The sequence below is a fragment of the Citrobacter sedlakii genome (genome assembly GCF_018128425.1).
GTDB lineage: Bacteria > Pseudomonadota > Gammaproteobacteria > Enterobacterales > Enterobacteriaceae > Citrobacter_A > Citrobacter_A sedlakii.
In genome coordinates this window covers 357,420-371,838 of sequence record NZ_CP071070.1, presented here as the reverse complement: position 1 = coordinate 371,838, position 14,419 = coordinate 357,420, and the positions used below count along the sequence as shown (strand labels likewise).

General features: G+C 56.1%; 11 protein-coding genes. 1 reads left to right on the top strand and 10 read right to left on the bottom strand.

Annotation, left to right across the window (positions count from 1 at the left end; genetic code table 11):
* Nucleotides 1–18: 18 nt before the first annotated feature.
* From glgA to asd, 5 genes are all read right to left on the bottom strand, one after another.
* Nucleotides 19–1,452, bottom strand: a complete 1,434-nt coding sequence (gene glgA, locus JY391_RS01730; protein ID WP_042286452.1) for a glycogen synthase GlgA — start codon at nucleotides 1,450–1,452, stop codon at nucleotides 19–21.
* Entirely contained in the window at nucleotides 1,452–2,747 is a 1,296-nt protein-coding gene (glgC, locus tag JY391_RS01725) for a glucose-1-phosphate adenylyltransferase (RefSeq protein ID WP_042286454.1), read from the bottom strand. Before glgC ends, glgA begins: the two co-directional genes overlap by 1 nt.
* A 13-nt stretch (nucleotides 2,748–2,760) precedes the next feature.
* A complete protein-coding gene (gene glgX, locus JY391_RS01720; protein WP_211935136.1) occupies nucleotides 2,761–4,737 on the bottom strand; it encodes a glycogen debranching protein GlgX in 1,977 nt (658 codons plus the stop codon).
* A complete protein-coding gene (glgB, locus tag JY391_RS01715) occupies nucleotides 4,734–6,920 on the bottom strand; it encodes a 1,4-alpha-glucan branching enzyme (protein ID WP_042286460.1) in 2,187 nt (728 codons plus the stop codon). The genes glgX and glgB overlap by 4 nt, the downstream gene beginning before the upstream one ends.
* A gap of 326 nt (nucleotides 6,921–7,246) precedes the next feature.
* Nucleotides 7,247–8,350: an aspartate-semialdehyde dehydrogenase gene (gene asd, locus JY391_RS01710; protein ID WP_042286462.1), complete on the bottom strand. Its 1,104-nt coding sequence runs from the start codon at nucleotides 8,348–8,350 to the stop codon at nucleotides 7,247–7,249.
* Between the two features lie 190 nt (nucleotides 8,351–8,540).
* Between asd and yhgN the strand changes: the two genes are divergently transcribed.
* Nucleotides 8,541–9,134 carry an NAAT family transporter YhgN gene (gene yhgN / locus JY391_RS01705; RefSeq protein ID WP_012908322.1) on the top strand — a complete coding sequence of 198 codons (594 nt, stop codon included), beginning with the start codon at nucleotides 8,541–8,543 and terminating at the stop codon, nucleotides 9,132–9,134.
* 78 nt (nucleotides 9,135–9,212) lie between these two features.
* Here the strand turns inward: yhgN and gntU are convergent, their stop codons facing one another.
* The 5 genes from gntU to JY391_RS01680 all read right to left on the bottom strand — a co-directional run bounded on the left by gntU (nucleotide 9,213) and on the right by JY391_RS01680 (nucleotide 14,216).
* The gene (gene gntU / locus JY391_RS01700; RefSeq protein WP_042286465.1) at nucleotides 9,213–10,553 is read right to left on the bottom strand and encodes a gluconate transporter; all 1,341 of its coding nucleotides are present in this window, start codon (nucleotides 10,551–10,553) and stop codon (nucleotides 9,213–9,215) included.
* A gap of 3 nt (nucleotides 10,554–10,556) precedes the next feature.
* Nucleotides 10,557–11,084 (bottom strand): gluconokinase, encoded by a 528-nt coding sequence (gene gntK, locus JY391_RS01695; RefSeq protein ID WP_042286469.1) that lies wholly within the window; start codon nucleotides 11,082–11,084, stop codon nucleotides 10,557–10,559.
* A gap of 139 nt (nucleotides 11,085–11,223) precedes the next feature.
* Complete coding sequence (gntR, locus tag JY391_RS01690) at nucleotides 11,224–12,219, bottom strand: gluconate operon transcriptional repressor GntR (protein ID WP_042286472.1); 996 nt, start codon at nucleotides 12,217–12,219, stop codon at nucleotides 11,224–11,226.
* A gap of 141 nt (nucleotides 12,220–12,360) precedes the next feature.
* Nucleotides 12,361–13,056 (bottom strand): pirin family protein, encoded by a 696-nt coding sequence (locus JY391_RS01685; protein ID WP_042286476.1) that lies wholly within the window; start codon nucleotides 13,054–13,056, stop codon nucleotides 12,361–12,363.
* Between the two features lie 122 nt (nucleotides 13,057–13,178).
* The gene (locus JY391_RS01680; protein ID WP_200035592.1) at nucleotides 13,179–14,216 is read right to left on the bottom strand and encodes an oxidoreductase; all 1,038 of its coding nucleotides are present in this window, start codon (nucleotides 14,214–14,216) and stop codon (nucleotides 13,179–13,181) included.
* Nucleotides 14,217–14,419 lie beyond the last annotated feature (203 nt).

The window sequence follows — 14,419 nt, the reverse complement described above, 5'->3', positions numbered from 1 at the left end:
ATGGTGATTCCTGAATAACTATTTCAAGCGATAGTAAAGCTCGCGGTATGACTTCGCCGCGACTTGCCAGCTAAAATCCATCGCCATCGCTTGCCGTTGCACAAACCGCCAGAGCGAAGGTCGTGACCACAACACAAACGCACGCCGGATCGCCCGTAGCAGAGACCAGGCGTTGCTGTCCTCAAACACAAAGCCGCTGGCGATGCCGTCCGCCAGATTTTCCAGCGAACTGTCGGACACCGTGTCCGCCAGACCGCCGGTACGCCGCACCAGCGGCAGCGTGCCGTATTTCAAACCATAAAGCTGCGTTAAGCCGCACGGCTCAAAACGGCTCGGTACAAGGATAACGTCCGCGCCGCCCATGATGCGGTGCGAAAAAGCCTCATGGTAGCCGATCTGCACGCCCACCTGACCGGGATGTTCCGCCGCCGCGGCAAGAAACCCTTCCTGCAATACGGGGTCGCCCGCGCCAAGCAGCGCCAGTTGACCGCCCTGTTCCAGTAAACCCGGCAGCGCTTCCAGCACCAGGTCCAGCCCTTTCTGACTGGTCAGGCGGCTCACGACGGCAAACAGCGGTACTTTGTCGTTGACCTTCAGCCCCATCGCAATCTGTAACTGACGTTTGTTCTCGGCCTTTTCTTCCAGTGAATCCCGGGTGTAGCGCGAGGCCAGCAGCAGATCCGTCTCCGGGTTCCAGATTTTTTCATCCACCCCGTTCAGCACCCCGGACAGTCGGCCTTCACGGTGGCGCTGCTGCAACAGCCCCTCCATACCGTAGGCGAACTGCGGTTCAGTGATTTCCCGCGCATAGGTTGGGCTGACCGCCGTAATATGGTCGGCGTAGTACAGACCGGCCTTCAGGAAGGAGATCTGTCCGTTAAACTCCAGACCATGCATATTAAAGAACGACCATGGCAGTTCGATGTCATTCATATGCTGTGCATAAAACATACCCTGATACGCCAGATTGTGTACGGTAAAGACCGACTTCGCCGGGCGCCCGCGCGCCGCCAGATAGGCGGGCGTCAGGCCCGCGTGCCAGTCGTGCGCATGCACCACATCCGGGCGCCAGAACGGGTCAAGTCCGCAGGCCATCTCACAGCCCACCCACCCGAGCAGCGCGAAACGCAGCACGTTATCGGTATAGGCGTACAGGTTCGTATCGTGATACGGGCTCCCCGGACGATCGTAAAGATGCGGCGCATCGATCAGGTAAATCCCCACCCCGTTGTAATGGCCGAACAGCAGGCTGATCTTGCCTGCGAAGGTATCACGACGCGATACCACCTGCGCATCCGTAATGCCGCGCCGAATATCCGGGAACGCGGGTAACAGTACGCGGGCATCCACGCCGTCCGCAATTTGCGCCGCAGGTAACGCACCTAACACATCTGCCAGACCACCTGTTTTGAGCAGGGGGAACATCTCCGAACATACATGTAAAACCTGCATTATCGCTCCTGTTTGACGTGCAGTTTGCGCAGCATTTCGCGCGTAACTAAAACAATGCCTTCTTCGGATCGGTAGAAGCGACGGGCATCTTCTTCCGCGTTTTCGCCAATAACCATCCCTTCCGGGATAACGCACGCGCGATCGATAATGCACCGACGCAGGCGACACGAGCGCCCTACCCAGACTTCCGGCAGTAACACCGCCGAATCAATATTACAGAATGAGTTCACCCGTACCCGCGGGAACAGGACAGACTGCACCACCACAGAACCCGAGATAATACAGCCGCCGGACACCAGCGAGTTCAGGGTCATGCCGTGGCTGCCGGAGCGGTCCTGAACGAACTTCGCCGGCGGCAGGGATTCCATATGAGTGCGAATCGGCCAGTTCTGATCGTACATATCCAGTTCTGGCGTCACCGAGGCTAAGTCAAGATTGGCTTTCCAGTACGCTTCAAGCGTTCCGACATCGCGCCAGTATGGTTCCGATTCCGGGTCCGACTGCACACAGGACAACGGGAAAGGATGGGCATAGGCCATGCCAGCTTTCGTGATGGACGGGATAATGTCCTTACCGAAGTCATGGCTGGAGGCGTCGTTAGCGTCGTCCTGTTCCAGCAGCTCGTAAAGGTAATCAGCGTCGAAAATATAGATCCCCATGCTGGCAAGGGACTTCGTGGCATCCCCTGGCATGGCGGGCGGATTCGCCGGTTTTTCAACGAAATCGATAATCTTGTCGTTTTCGTCCACCGCCATCACGCCAAAGGCGCTGGCTTCTTCAATAGGTACCGGCATACAGGCCACGGTACAGCGCGCGCCCTTCTCGACATGGTCGATGAGCATACGCGAGTAGTCCTGCTTGTAGATGTGGTCTCCGGCGAGGATCACCACGTATTCCGCTTTGTAGCGACGAATAATATCAAGGTTCTGCGTCACGGCATCGGCTGTGCCGCGATACCAGTTTTCACCCTGCATTCTTTGCTGCGCGGGCAACAGGTCGACAAACTCGTTCATCTCTTCGCTAAAGAACGACCAACCGCGCTGAATATGCTGAACCAGAGTGTGAGACTGATATTGCGTGATCACGCCGATACGGCGGATCCCGGAGTTAATACAGTTGGATAAAGCAAAATCGATAATGCGGAACTTACCGCCAAAATGAACGGCCGGCTTTGCGCGCTTGTTCGTTAAATCTTTCAGACGGGTGCCCCGCCCGCCCGCCAGAATCAGGGCAACGGATTTCAACGGCAACTGGCGCGCCAACATTAAACGGTCGTTCTTCTCTAAACTCACCATGACTAACTCCTTTTTATCCTCTCTGGAACACACACAATCCGTGCGCAGGTCCCGGCCAGACAGCCGTAATCACCGGATGATCCTCACCGGCAAATGGGGGAACAGCGCGCCACTCCCCGTCAGGTAATACAATTTCAGCCACTTCAGTGGTGGCATTGATCGTGATGAGAAAACGGCCCGACAGCAGGATTTGCATCTGTCTGGCGCCGTTCTGCCACTCGTTTGCGCTTAAAGGCTGCGCGAAGCGGTTAAGCCAGCGCACATTGCCATCGCCCTCTTCCCACCAGCGGTCGTCCACCAGCGCGGGGATTTGCTGGCGCAGATGTATCAACGCGGCGGTAAAGTCGATCAAACCGTCGCTTGCCTGCGACCAGTCCAGCCAGGTCAGCGCATTGTCCTGGCAATAGGCGTTATTGTTGCCGTGCTGGCTGTGACCCTGTTCATCGCCCGCCAGCAGCATCGGCGTTCCCTGTGACAGCAGCAGCGTCGTCAACAGCGCGTGAATGCTGTCGCGCCGACGCTCAACCACATCCAGCGTCCCGCCTAACCCTTCTTTACCATGATTATTACTCTGGTTGTTGTCGGTTCCGTCCCGATTTTCCTCTCCGTTCGCCTCATTGTGTTTCTGGTTGAAACAAACGCAGTCCCTGAGCGTGAAACCGTCATGGGCCGTCACCAGATTGACCGACGCGCTGGGCAGACGTCCGTCACGTTTAAACACGTCGCTGGAGGCGGCAACGCGTCCGGCGAATTCGCCGAGCGACAGGTTTTGCCGTAGCCAAAAGCGGCGCGTGGCGTCGCGAAAATGGTCGTTCCACTCCGCAAACGGCGGCGGGAAGTTGCCCACCTGATACCCGCCTTCGCCAATGTCCCACGGTTCTGCTATCAGCTTCACGCGGGAAAGCACCGGACAATTTTTGATGGCCGTAAACAATGGCGCATCCTGACGAAACGCCGGCGTGCGGCCCATGACCGACGCCAGATCAAAACGGAAACCGTCTACATGGCAGGTCTCTACCCAATAGCGCAGGCATTCGCAAGCATATGTCACCACGCTGGGCTGACTGAGATTCAACGTGTTGCCGCAGCCGGTCCAGTTGTGGTAATCACCATCGTCCCTTATCCAATAATAGCTACGGTTGTCGATTCCGCGCAGGGAGAAGAGAGGTCCGTCCAGATCCAGCTCGGCGCTGTGGTTCAGCACGATGTCGAGAATGACTTCAATACCGGCGTTGTGCAGCGCTTTGACCGCATCGCGAAACTCGTCGAGCGCCGTTTCGGGCGAACAGGCATAGGACGGATGCAGCGCAAACAGCGCTACCGGGTTGTAGCCCCAGTAATTCGAAAGCCCCAACCGTTGCAGACGCGGTTCGCTGGCGAAATGCGCCACCGGCAGCAGTTCCAGCGCGGTGATCCCGAGACGCTTAAAATGCGCGATCATCACCGGATGGCCGAGCGCCCGATAAGTACCGCGGATCGCCGCCGGGATCTGTGGATGCAGATACGTTAAGCCTTTGACATGGGCTTCGTAGATCACGCTCTTGCCCCACGGCGTGCGGGGTGGCGTATCGCCTTCCCAGTCATAGTTATCGGCGGTTACCACGCACTTCGCTGCGATGGCGACGTTATCGCGATGATCCGGTGCGTCATAACCCGCATGGAACAGCGGGTTGTCTTTAAAATCTCCCTCAACGCGCCGCGCGCAGGGGTCAATCAGCAACTTTGCCGGATTAAAGCGGTGCCCCTGAGCAGGCGCCCATGGGCCATGCACGCGATAACCATAGCGCAGACCGGGGCGCGCGTCGGGCAAATAGCCGTGCCAGATATCGCCAGTACGCGCAGGCAGATCGTAGCGCTGCTCGTTACCCTGCGGGTCAAACACGCACAGCTCGACGCGCTCGGCATGGGCGGAGAACAGCGTGAAGTTCACGCCATGCCCGTCATACGTCGCGCCGTGAGGCGTCGCATTGCCCGTCTCCAGTTGGCTCATTCCCCCTCCCGAACCAGCCAGATGGTCGCCAGCGGCGGCAGGGTGAGGCTCAACGACTGCGGACGTCCGTGGCTGCCGATGTTGTCGGTTTGCACGACACCGCCGTTACCCGCGTTGCTGCCGTGGTAATGCATCGAGTCGGTGTTGAGGATTTCACGCCATTTGCCCGGCTGATTTACGCCAAAGCGATAATCGTGGCGCGGCACCGGGGTGAAGTTACTGGCAACAATAATTTCGTTGCCGACCTTATCGCGGCGCACAAAAATCAGCACCGAGCGCGCGTTGTCATCCACCACCAGCCATTCAAAACCATAGCTGTCAAAATCGAGTTCGTGCAACGCTTTATGGTGTCGGTAAGTGTGGTTGAGGTCGCGTACCAGCCGCTGGACGCCATGATGCCAGTTGTCGCCCCCTTCCAGCAGATGCCAGTCGAGACTGGCGTCGTGGTTCCATTCGCGGCCCTGGGCGAATTCGTTGCCCATAAACAGCAGTTTTTTGCCAGGGAAGGCCCACATCCAGCCGTAGTAGGCGCGCAGGTTGGCGAACTTCTGCCATGCATCGCCCGGCATACGGTCGAGAATCGATTTCTTGCCGTGAACCACTTCGTCATGCGACAGCGGCAACACAAAGTTTTCGGTGTAGTTGTAGAGCATGCCAAACGTCAGTTTATCGTGGTGATACTGACGATAGACCGGATCCAGTTTCATGTAGTCGAGGGTGTCGTGCATCCAGCCAAGATTCCATTTGTACCAGAATCCCAACCCGCCCATGTCCTGCGGACGGGACACACCGGCGAAGTCGGTGGATTCTTCCGCCATGCTCACCGCGCCCGGCACTTGTTCGCCAAGGATCCGGTTGGTATTGCGTAAAAATTCGATCGCTTCCAGGTTCTCCCGTCCGCCGAACTCGTTCGGGATCCACTCTCCCTCTTTCCGGCTGTAGTCGCGGTAGATCATCGACGCCACCGCATCCACGCGCAGGGCGTCAATGCCGAAGCGTTCAATCCAGTACAGGGCGTTGCCGACCAGATAGTTGCTGACTTCACGGCGTCCGTAGTTGTAGATCAGCGTGTTCCAGTCCTGGTGATAGCCTTCCCGCGGGTCGCTGTGTTCGTACAGCTTCGTGCCGTCAAATTCCGCCAGGCCAAAGTCGTCGGAGGGGAAATGACCCGGCACCCAGTCGAGAATAACGTTCAGCCCGGCGTTATGCGCGGCGTTGATGAAATAGCGGAAATCATCGCGGGTACCGAAGCGACGGGTCGGCGCATACAAACCGGTGGGCTGATAGCCCCAACTGCCGTCGAACGGATGCTCGTTAACGGGCAACAGCTCAATATGGGTAAAGCCCATCCACTTCACGTACGGGACAAGCTGGTCCGCCAGCTCACGGTAGCTCAGCCAGAAATTGTTGTCGGTATGACGACGCCACGACCCAAGGTGCACTTCATAAATGGAAATAGGCGCATCGAATTGATTGGCTTTTTTGCGCTCTTCGGTTTGCTCAACCTTTTCCGGCAGCCCGCAAATCAGCGAGGCGGTATCCGGGCGCATCTGCGCTTCAAACGCGTAAGGATCGGCTTTCACGCGCAGATTGCCGTTGGCGTCGATCATTTCGTATTTATACAGCTGACCGTTCTGCGCGCCCGGAATAAACAGCTCCCAAATGCCGCTCTCTTTGCGCAGGCGCATCGGATGACGACGTCCATCCCAGTAGTTAAATTGCCCCACAACCGAGACGCGTCGGGCGTTCGGCGCCCACACCGAGAAGCGGGTTCCGGTCACGCCATCCATCGTATCCGCATGGGCGCCGAGGGTTTCATACGGACGAAGATGGGTGCCTTCCGACAGCAGCCAGGCATCCATCTCCTGAATCAATGGACCAAAACGGTAGGGATCGTCAATCAGGTTCTGCTGGCCGTGCCAGACAACCGCAAGCTGATAGCGAAAAGGATTTTTACGACGCGGTAATACGCCGCTGAAGAAACCGCGCGAGTCAAGGCATTCGAGTTTGCCGACTTTACGTCCGGTTTTCGGTTCAATGACCCACACTTCGGTGGCGTCAGGTAACAGAGCGCGGACTTCAAGTCCGGCAGGGGTCTGGTGCATTCCGAGTACGGAAAAAGGATCCGCAAAATGGCCTGCAATTAGCGCGTTAATCACGTCTCTATCGATACGAACGGACATGGTTGTCATCCTGTTTTACAGCCTCCCTTTCCCGCTGCTTGTGGCATCGGGCGGAGACGCTTTTTTAACTTTAACAGCGCAGCACAATTGTGCATCCTCTCTGCGCCGTCCTGGCTTCAGGCAAAACCGTAATACCGTGGAGGTATCAGGGCACCTTTAAAGAATAGCCAACGCTTTAATTAACTCCTGTGAAAAAATGAAACATCTGCGATTACTCCTGTATAACGCATAAAAAAGGGTGACTCAGCACCCTGGATAACACTTTGACAAATTTTTGCGGATCACCCGCAGGCCCGATACGCAAAGCGCGATCGGGCAATTCACGGTTACGCCAGTTGGCGCAGCATCCGGCGCAGCGGTTCCGCCGCGCCCCACAGCAGCTGGTCGCCCACGGTAAAGGCTGACAGGAACTCCGGTCCCATATTCAGCTTACGCAGACGGCCCACTGGCGTGGTCAGCGTACCGGTAACGGCCGCCGGGGTCAGTTCGCGCAGGGTTATATCCCGATCGTTTGGCACGACTTTGGCCCACGGATTGTGCGCCGCCAGCAGTGCTTCCACGGTCGGAATAGACACATCTTTTTTCAATTTAATGGTGAAAGCCTGGCTATGGCAGCGCAGCGCGCCCACGCGCACACAAAGGCCATCCACCGGGATCACGGAAGCGGTATTGAGAATTTTGTTGGTTTCCGCCTGGCCCTTCCACTCTTCGCGGCTCTGGCCGTTATCGAGCTGTTTGTCGATCCACGGGATCAGGCTGCCTGCCAGCGGTACGCCAAAGTTATCCACCGGCAGATCGCCGCTGCGGGTAAGATGGGTGACTTTACGTTCGATATCGAGAATCGCTGAAGAAGGGGTCGCCAGTTCATCCGCCACGTGGTTATGCAGTTGGCCCATCTGGTTGAGCAACTCACGCATATGCCGCGCGCCGCCGCCGGAAGCCGCCTGGTAAGTGGCAACAGACACCCAGTCCACCAGGTCGTTAGCAAACAGGCCGCCCAGCGACATCAGCATCAGGCTGACGGTACAGTTACCGCCGACAAACGTTTTGATGCCTTTATTCAGGCCGTCGTTGATGACATCCTGGTTAACCGGGTCGAGAATGATGATGGCGTCATCTTTCATACGCAGCGAGGAGGCGGCGTCAATCCAGTAGCCCTGCCACCCGCTTTCACGCAGCTTTGGATAAATTTCGTTGGTATAATCGCCGCCCTGGCAGGTCACAATAATGTCGAGCGCCTTCAGCGCCTCGAGATCGAATGCGTCCTGAAGTGTGCCGGTGGTGCCGCCAAACGTCGGCGCAGCCAGACCCAGCTGAGAAGTCGAAAAGAAAACAGGGCGAATGGCGTCGAAGTCGCGCTCTTCAACCATGCGTTGCATGAGAACAGAGCCGACCATACCGCGCCAGCCGATAAAACCAACATTTTTCATAGCGTTTTTTCCTGCAGAGATGTGTGCTGTGTATGCTAACCAGTGTCCTACTGGCTTATCCTTCACCATACAAAAAGCAGCCAAAGTCGCAAGTGAAATTAATCAATGATAGCGATGCCATCAGTAATGCGACTTATCCCGCTGCGTTAGCAAGCAGAAAGTCCGCGGCAATTATCAGGGAATTTGAGTTATGAATGAAATCATTTCAGCAGCAGTTTTATTGATCCTGATTATGGATCCGCTCGGTAATCTGCCTATCTTCATGTCCGTACTGAAACATACCGAGCCAAAACGGCGTCGCGCGATTATGGTTCGCGAGCTGTTTATCGCGCTGCTGCTGATGCTGATTTTTCTTTTCGCGGGCGAGAAAATTCTCGCTTTTCTCAATTTACGCGCCGAAACAGTGTCCATCTCCGGAGGGATTATCCTGTTCCTGATCGCCATTAAAATGATTTTCCCCAGCGCGTCGGGCAACAGCGCGGGGTTACCGGCGGGTGAAGAGCCCTTTATCGTGCCGCTGGCCATCCCGCTGGTGGCCGGTCCGACCATTCTGGCGACGTTAATGCTGCTGTCACATCAATATCCAAACCAGATGGGACATCTGGTCATTGCTCTGCTGCTGGCCTGGGGCGGCACGTTTGCCATTCTGATGCAGTCATCGCTGTTCCTGCGCCTGCTTGGCGAAAAAGGCGTAAACGCGCTGGAGCGCCTGATGGGGTTGATTCTGGTGATGATGGCGACCCAGATGTTCCTCGACGGTATCCGGATGTGGATGAAGGGGTGATAAAACGGCGGGGGTGCTACGGTTTCAACCTATGCAGTACTCAGGCCCGGCAAGCGCAAGCGCCACCGGGCACAGTAATCAGCTCAATAGCTGGAAGGCAATCATCCCGACGATCGCGCCGACAGTACCGAGGATGGTTTCCATCATCGTCCAGGTCTTCAGCGTTTGCGCTTCGGTCGCACCGGTGAATTTACCGAACAGCCAGAAACCGGCGTCGTTAACGTGGCTGACAACAATCGAACCGCCCGCGATACAGATAGACAATGCCGCCATCTGCGCACCGGAGAAGTTCAGTTGTTCAATCACCGGCATCACCAGCCCCACCGCCGTCAGACAGGCCACCGTCGCGGAACCCTGAATGATGCGCACTGCCGCGGCCAGTACGAAGCAGGTAATGGCAATCGGCAAGCCCATGCCGGTCAACGCTTCCCCCAGCGCCGGGCCCACGCCGGAATCCACCAGCACCTGCTTAAACACGCCGCCTGCGCCAATCACCAGCAGAATAATCCCCGCCGGCTGCAGCGCGTGACCGCAGATTTCCATTACTTTATCTTTTGGCATTCCCTGACGCATCGCCAGGCCATAGATCGCCACCAGACAAGCAACCAGAATCGCGGTGAACGGATGGCCGATAAATTCAAACCATTCGTAAGCCGTTGACCCTTCCGGTACAAAGCGCGCGGCGATGGTTTTCAGCCCCACCAGCACCAGCGGCAGCAGGATCAACGACAGGCTGAAGCCAAAGGATGGCATCTTGCCTTCGCCGAGGTGTGGCTCGGTAATATCGTCGGGTATGCGCAGCTCCACAAAACGGCTGATGAAGTTGCCCCACAGCGGCCCGGCGATAATCATTCCCGGAATCGCGGCGCACAGGCCAATCAGGATCATCCAGCCAAAGTCGGCGTGCATTTGTGAAGCCAGCAGCATCGGCGCAGGCCCGGGCAGCAGGAAGGCCGCAGCCGCCGCAACCCCGGCAAACAGCGGGATCACCAGCTTCACCAGATTGGTGCCGGTATGACGCGCCATCGAAAACGCGACGCTAATCAGCAACACGATCGCCACTTCAAAGAACAACGGCAGCGCGCAGATCAGACCGGCCAGGCCAATCGCATAGTGCGCGCGGCTGTGACCAAAGGATTTCAGCATCTTGACGGCGATCTGATCGACCGCGCCCGTTTCATGCAGGATCTTACCGAACATAGCGCCCAGCGCGACCACAATGGCCAGGAAGCCAAGCGTACCGCCCATTCCCTTTTCCATCGTCGCTGCAATTTTATCGAGCGGCATACCGGAAAAGAGCCCTGCGCCAATAGACACCACCATCAAAGCAACGAAGGCATGCATTCGCGCCTTCATCACTAAAAACAACAGCAGTAAAACGGAGCCTACTGCTGTTAAAACAAGCGTTAATGTACTCAAAACTTACTGCCTTTTAGTAATGACCTCGATGGTGCTTGCAACAACACCGTCCAGCGGCTGATCGATATCCACCACCAGCACGTCTTTCTCGTCAGCGTCCGGTTCCTGCAACGTGTCGAATTGTGTCACCAGCATCTGCGTTTTGAAGAAATGGCCTTTACGCGCCTTCAGACGGCTTTCAATGACGTCGAAATCGCCTTTCAGGTAGATAAAAGAAAGGTTTGGATTACCGTCGCGCAGGATGTCGCGGTAGTGTTTTTTCAGCGCGGAACAGACGATCAGCGACACTTTGTTGGTACGCTGCATGGCAAACGCGGCGTCGTTCAGCGCCTGCAGCCACGGTTTACGGTCGTCGTCATTTAAGGGTTCGCCAGAGGCCATTTTCTCAATGTTGCTACGCGGATGGAGAAAATCGCCGTCAAGGAACGCGGCATGAAGTTGATGCGCCACTTCGCTTGCGACAGCGGATTTGCCGCTGCCCGATACGCCCATCAGAACGTAAACGTGGTGATCATGGTTAGTCGTGCTCAAAGTGGTGCCCTCACAGTACAAAGTTCAGGAATTGTTACGGGTAACTGTTATCGGTAACATTGTCCGACCGGACAAACCTGGACGCAATGTCCAAACGTGCCAGAAGTGAATAAGTGTGAGCTACTTCAAATTTGTTGGCTTAAATAGATCCGCCCGGTGACAAGGTGAAACCTAAATCTAACATTTTCGGCGTCACGCTTTCACCACGGATGCGAGCCAGCAGGCGCTCTGCGCCAATGCTGCCCATCCGTTCACGCGGCGTCAGGACGCTGGCCAGACGCGGTTCCATCACCTGTCCAATATCATGACCGTGGAACCCGGCAATCGCCATATCACGCGGGATTGAAAGCCCCAGGCGCTGGCATTCAAACGCCGCCCCGACCGCCAGGTCATCGTTGGTACAGAAGATCCCGTCAAGCTGCGGATATTCGCGGCGCGCCTGGCGGATCAGTTCGATCCCCGACGAGTAAGATGAAGACTGCTCAACCATCACACTGTAAGGCACCAGGCCTGCATCCCGCATCGCCTGCTCATACCCCTTCTGTTTGATGATAGTACGTTCGTCGAGACGCGCGCCAAGATAGGCGATATGACGATGCCCGCGGGCAATAATCGCGGCAGTCATCTGACGGGCAGCTTCAAAGTTGTCAAAGCCGACGGCGATGTCCAGACACGGCGACTGGCTGTCCATCAGTTCAACCACCGGGATACCTGCCACTTCTATCATTTTCAGGGTGCGCGGAGTATGGGTACGTTCGGTCAGAATCAGACCGTCGATATTCCAGGAAAGCATCGACTCCAGGCGCTCCTGTTCCATTTCCGGCTTATAGCCGTAGTGCGCGAGCATAGTCTGGTAGCCGTGGGCATCCGTCACCGCCTCAATCCCGCGCAGCACTTCAGCGAAGACCTGGTTGGTTAATGAAGGCAGCAACACGCCGATCGCCCGGCTGGTGGCGTTTGAAAGAATATCAGGGGCGCGATTGGGAATGTAACCCAGTTCATCAAGTGCAGCGGCGATCTTGCCGCGTAGCGCGACGGAGACCTGCTCCGGGTTACGCAAAAAGCGGCTGACCGTCATTTTGGTCACGCCTACGCGGTCGGCGACATCCTGAAGTACGGGTCTTTTCTTTTTCATCGTCCTGAAAGATATAAAAGGGATAGATTTTCCCAGTTTACCACGGACGTGAAGAATTAATGACAAACGAAAAAAGCCGGATAGCGACGTTTTCACGTCGCATCCGGCCTGTAAGCCCTCGTTGGGCAGGGTGATGTCGATTTATACTGGCGGTAAGTCAAACAGCAGCACTTCACTATCGCTGTCGGCATGAATTGAGATCGCTTGTTCATCCCAAATCGCCAGACCGTCGCTGGTGGTCGCTTTGGTGCCGTTTATCGTCACCTCGCCTTTCACCACCTGGATCCAGACGCGGCGTTCTGCGGCAATCTGATGCACCGACTGCTCGTCTTTTACCAGCGCCCAGCGGTACAGTTCCATATCCTGATACACTTTCAGCGAACCGTCGCGGGCATCCGGCGACAGCACCAGTTGTTTCCCCTGCGTGGCATCGAAACGACGCTGTTCGTAACGCGGCGTTATGCCGGTTGTTTCCGGGATGATCCAGATCTGGTAAAGACGCAGACGATCCGTTTTGCTCGGGTTGTACTCAGAGTGACGTACCCCTGTTCCCGCGCTCATGATCTGGAATTCACCGGCTGGCACCTGCTCTTTGTTGCCCATGCTGTCCTGGTGTTCTACTGCGCCTTCCAGCACGTAGGTCAGGATCTCCATGTCTTTATGCGGATGGGTACCGAACCCTTGTCCCGCATCAATCACGTCATCGTTAATCACCCGCAGCGCCGAAAAGCCCATAAAGTTCGGGTCATAATAGTCGGCAAACGAAAAGGTGTGCCAGGAATCCAGCCAGCCATGATTGGCGTGGCCGCGGTCATTTGCTTTGCGTAAGTAGATCATTGTGTTCACCCCCAGATGTTTTCGATGGAGTCAGTGTGGACCCAATCGCGCTGCGATCATAGAGGGTGAAAATTGACTCCTCTGTTCAAAAAATATGAACAAGCATAGAGGAGCCGTAAACCTTATCTGGCAAGGGTAATGGTGGCCGGAGACGCCTGCTCAAACGCCCGTTCCAGGAGTTCGAGATTCGTCAAAACCTCAGATTCCTTGACGTAATTTGGCGCCCCCTGGGTAATCGTTTTGAACAGCGCATCATAAACGCGACCATAGTCCCCCACCTCCGGCGTGACCTCTTCGCGCACCGTCACACCGTCATCATTGACGTACTCCAGCACGCCCAGCGACTCATCGGCTGCAAACCCTGGTTCACCCGGCATGATGTTGGCCTTCAGGCTGGTTTCCTGCTGGTCGATGCCGTATTTAATAAACGAGCCTTTGGTGCCATGGACGATAAATTTCGGGTAATCGATTTTCACCAGATGGCTGGTTTTAACGATCGCTTTCAGGTCGCCGTAAAACAGCTGCGCCTCAAAGGTATCGTCCGGGTTCGCTTTGTTGCGCAGACTACGGATGTCATACGCGGCGTGATCCGGACGCCCAAACAGCGAGATAATCTGGTCCATAGTATGCACGCCGAGACCGTAGAACGAGCCGTCCTGCGGCAAACCCGGTTTGGTTTCCGCCACCGGTCGGTAGTAGTCGAAATGACTTTCGATTTCGACAATCTCCCCCAGCTTGCCGCTTTCGATGACTTTTTTGGCGGTCAGGAAGCAGGCGTCAAAGCGGCGGTTCTGATACGGCGATACCGTCAGTCCTTTGCTTTTCGCCAGTTCAAACAGCACCCTGGCCTCTGCCAGGGTTGGGGTGAAGGGCTTTTCGACCAGCACGTTTTTCCCTGCTTCCAGCGCACGCTTCGCGTATTCAAAATGGCTGTCGGCATGGGTACAGACAATCACCAGTTTTACCTGCGGGTCATTTAACACTTCATCAAGATCGCTGGTGAAATGGATATGAGAATAGATCGGCGCCTGTTCTTCCGGCTTCGCGCGGCGGCGGTAAATATGGGCGACGTGCCAGGTGTCTTTACGGTTGAGTACATAAGGAAGATGATAACGGGTCGTGCTTTTCCCAAAGCCAATAAATGCGCAATGTAACGTCATGAAGGTGTCCTTTTTAAGGTGATTGACTACACCTTAGCGCAAACCAGGGAAAGACGACACGTCAGAGCCCGAAACCGTTGCCGGATGGCGCTGACGCTTATCCGGCCTACAAAAGCAAAACCAAAAAATCAGCCGTCGCCGTCAGTTTGTTCACGGCAAGCGCGCAGGGCCCGGAGCGTACTTAATGTACGTGAGAAGCACGA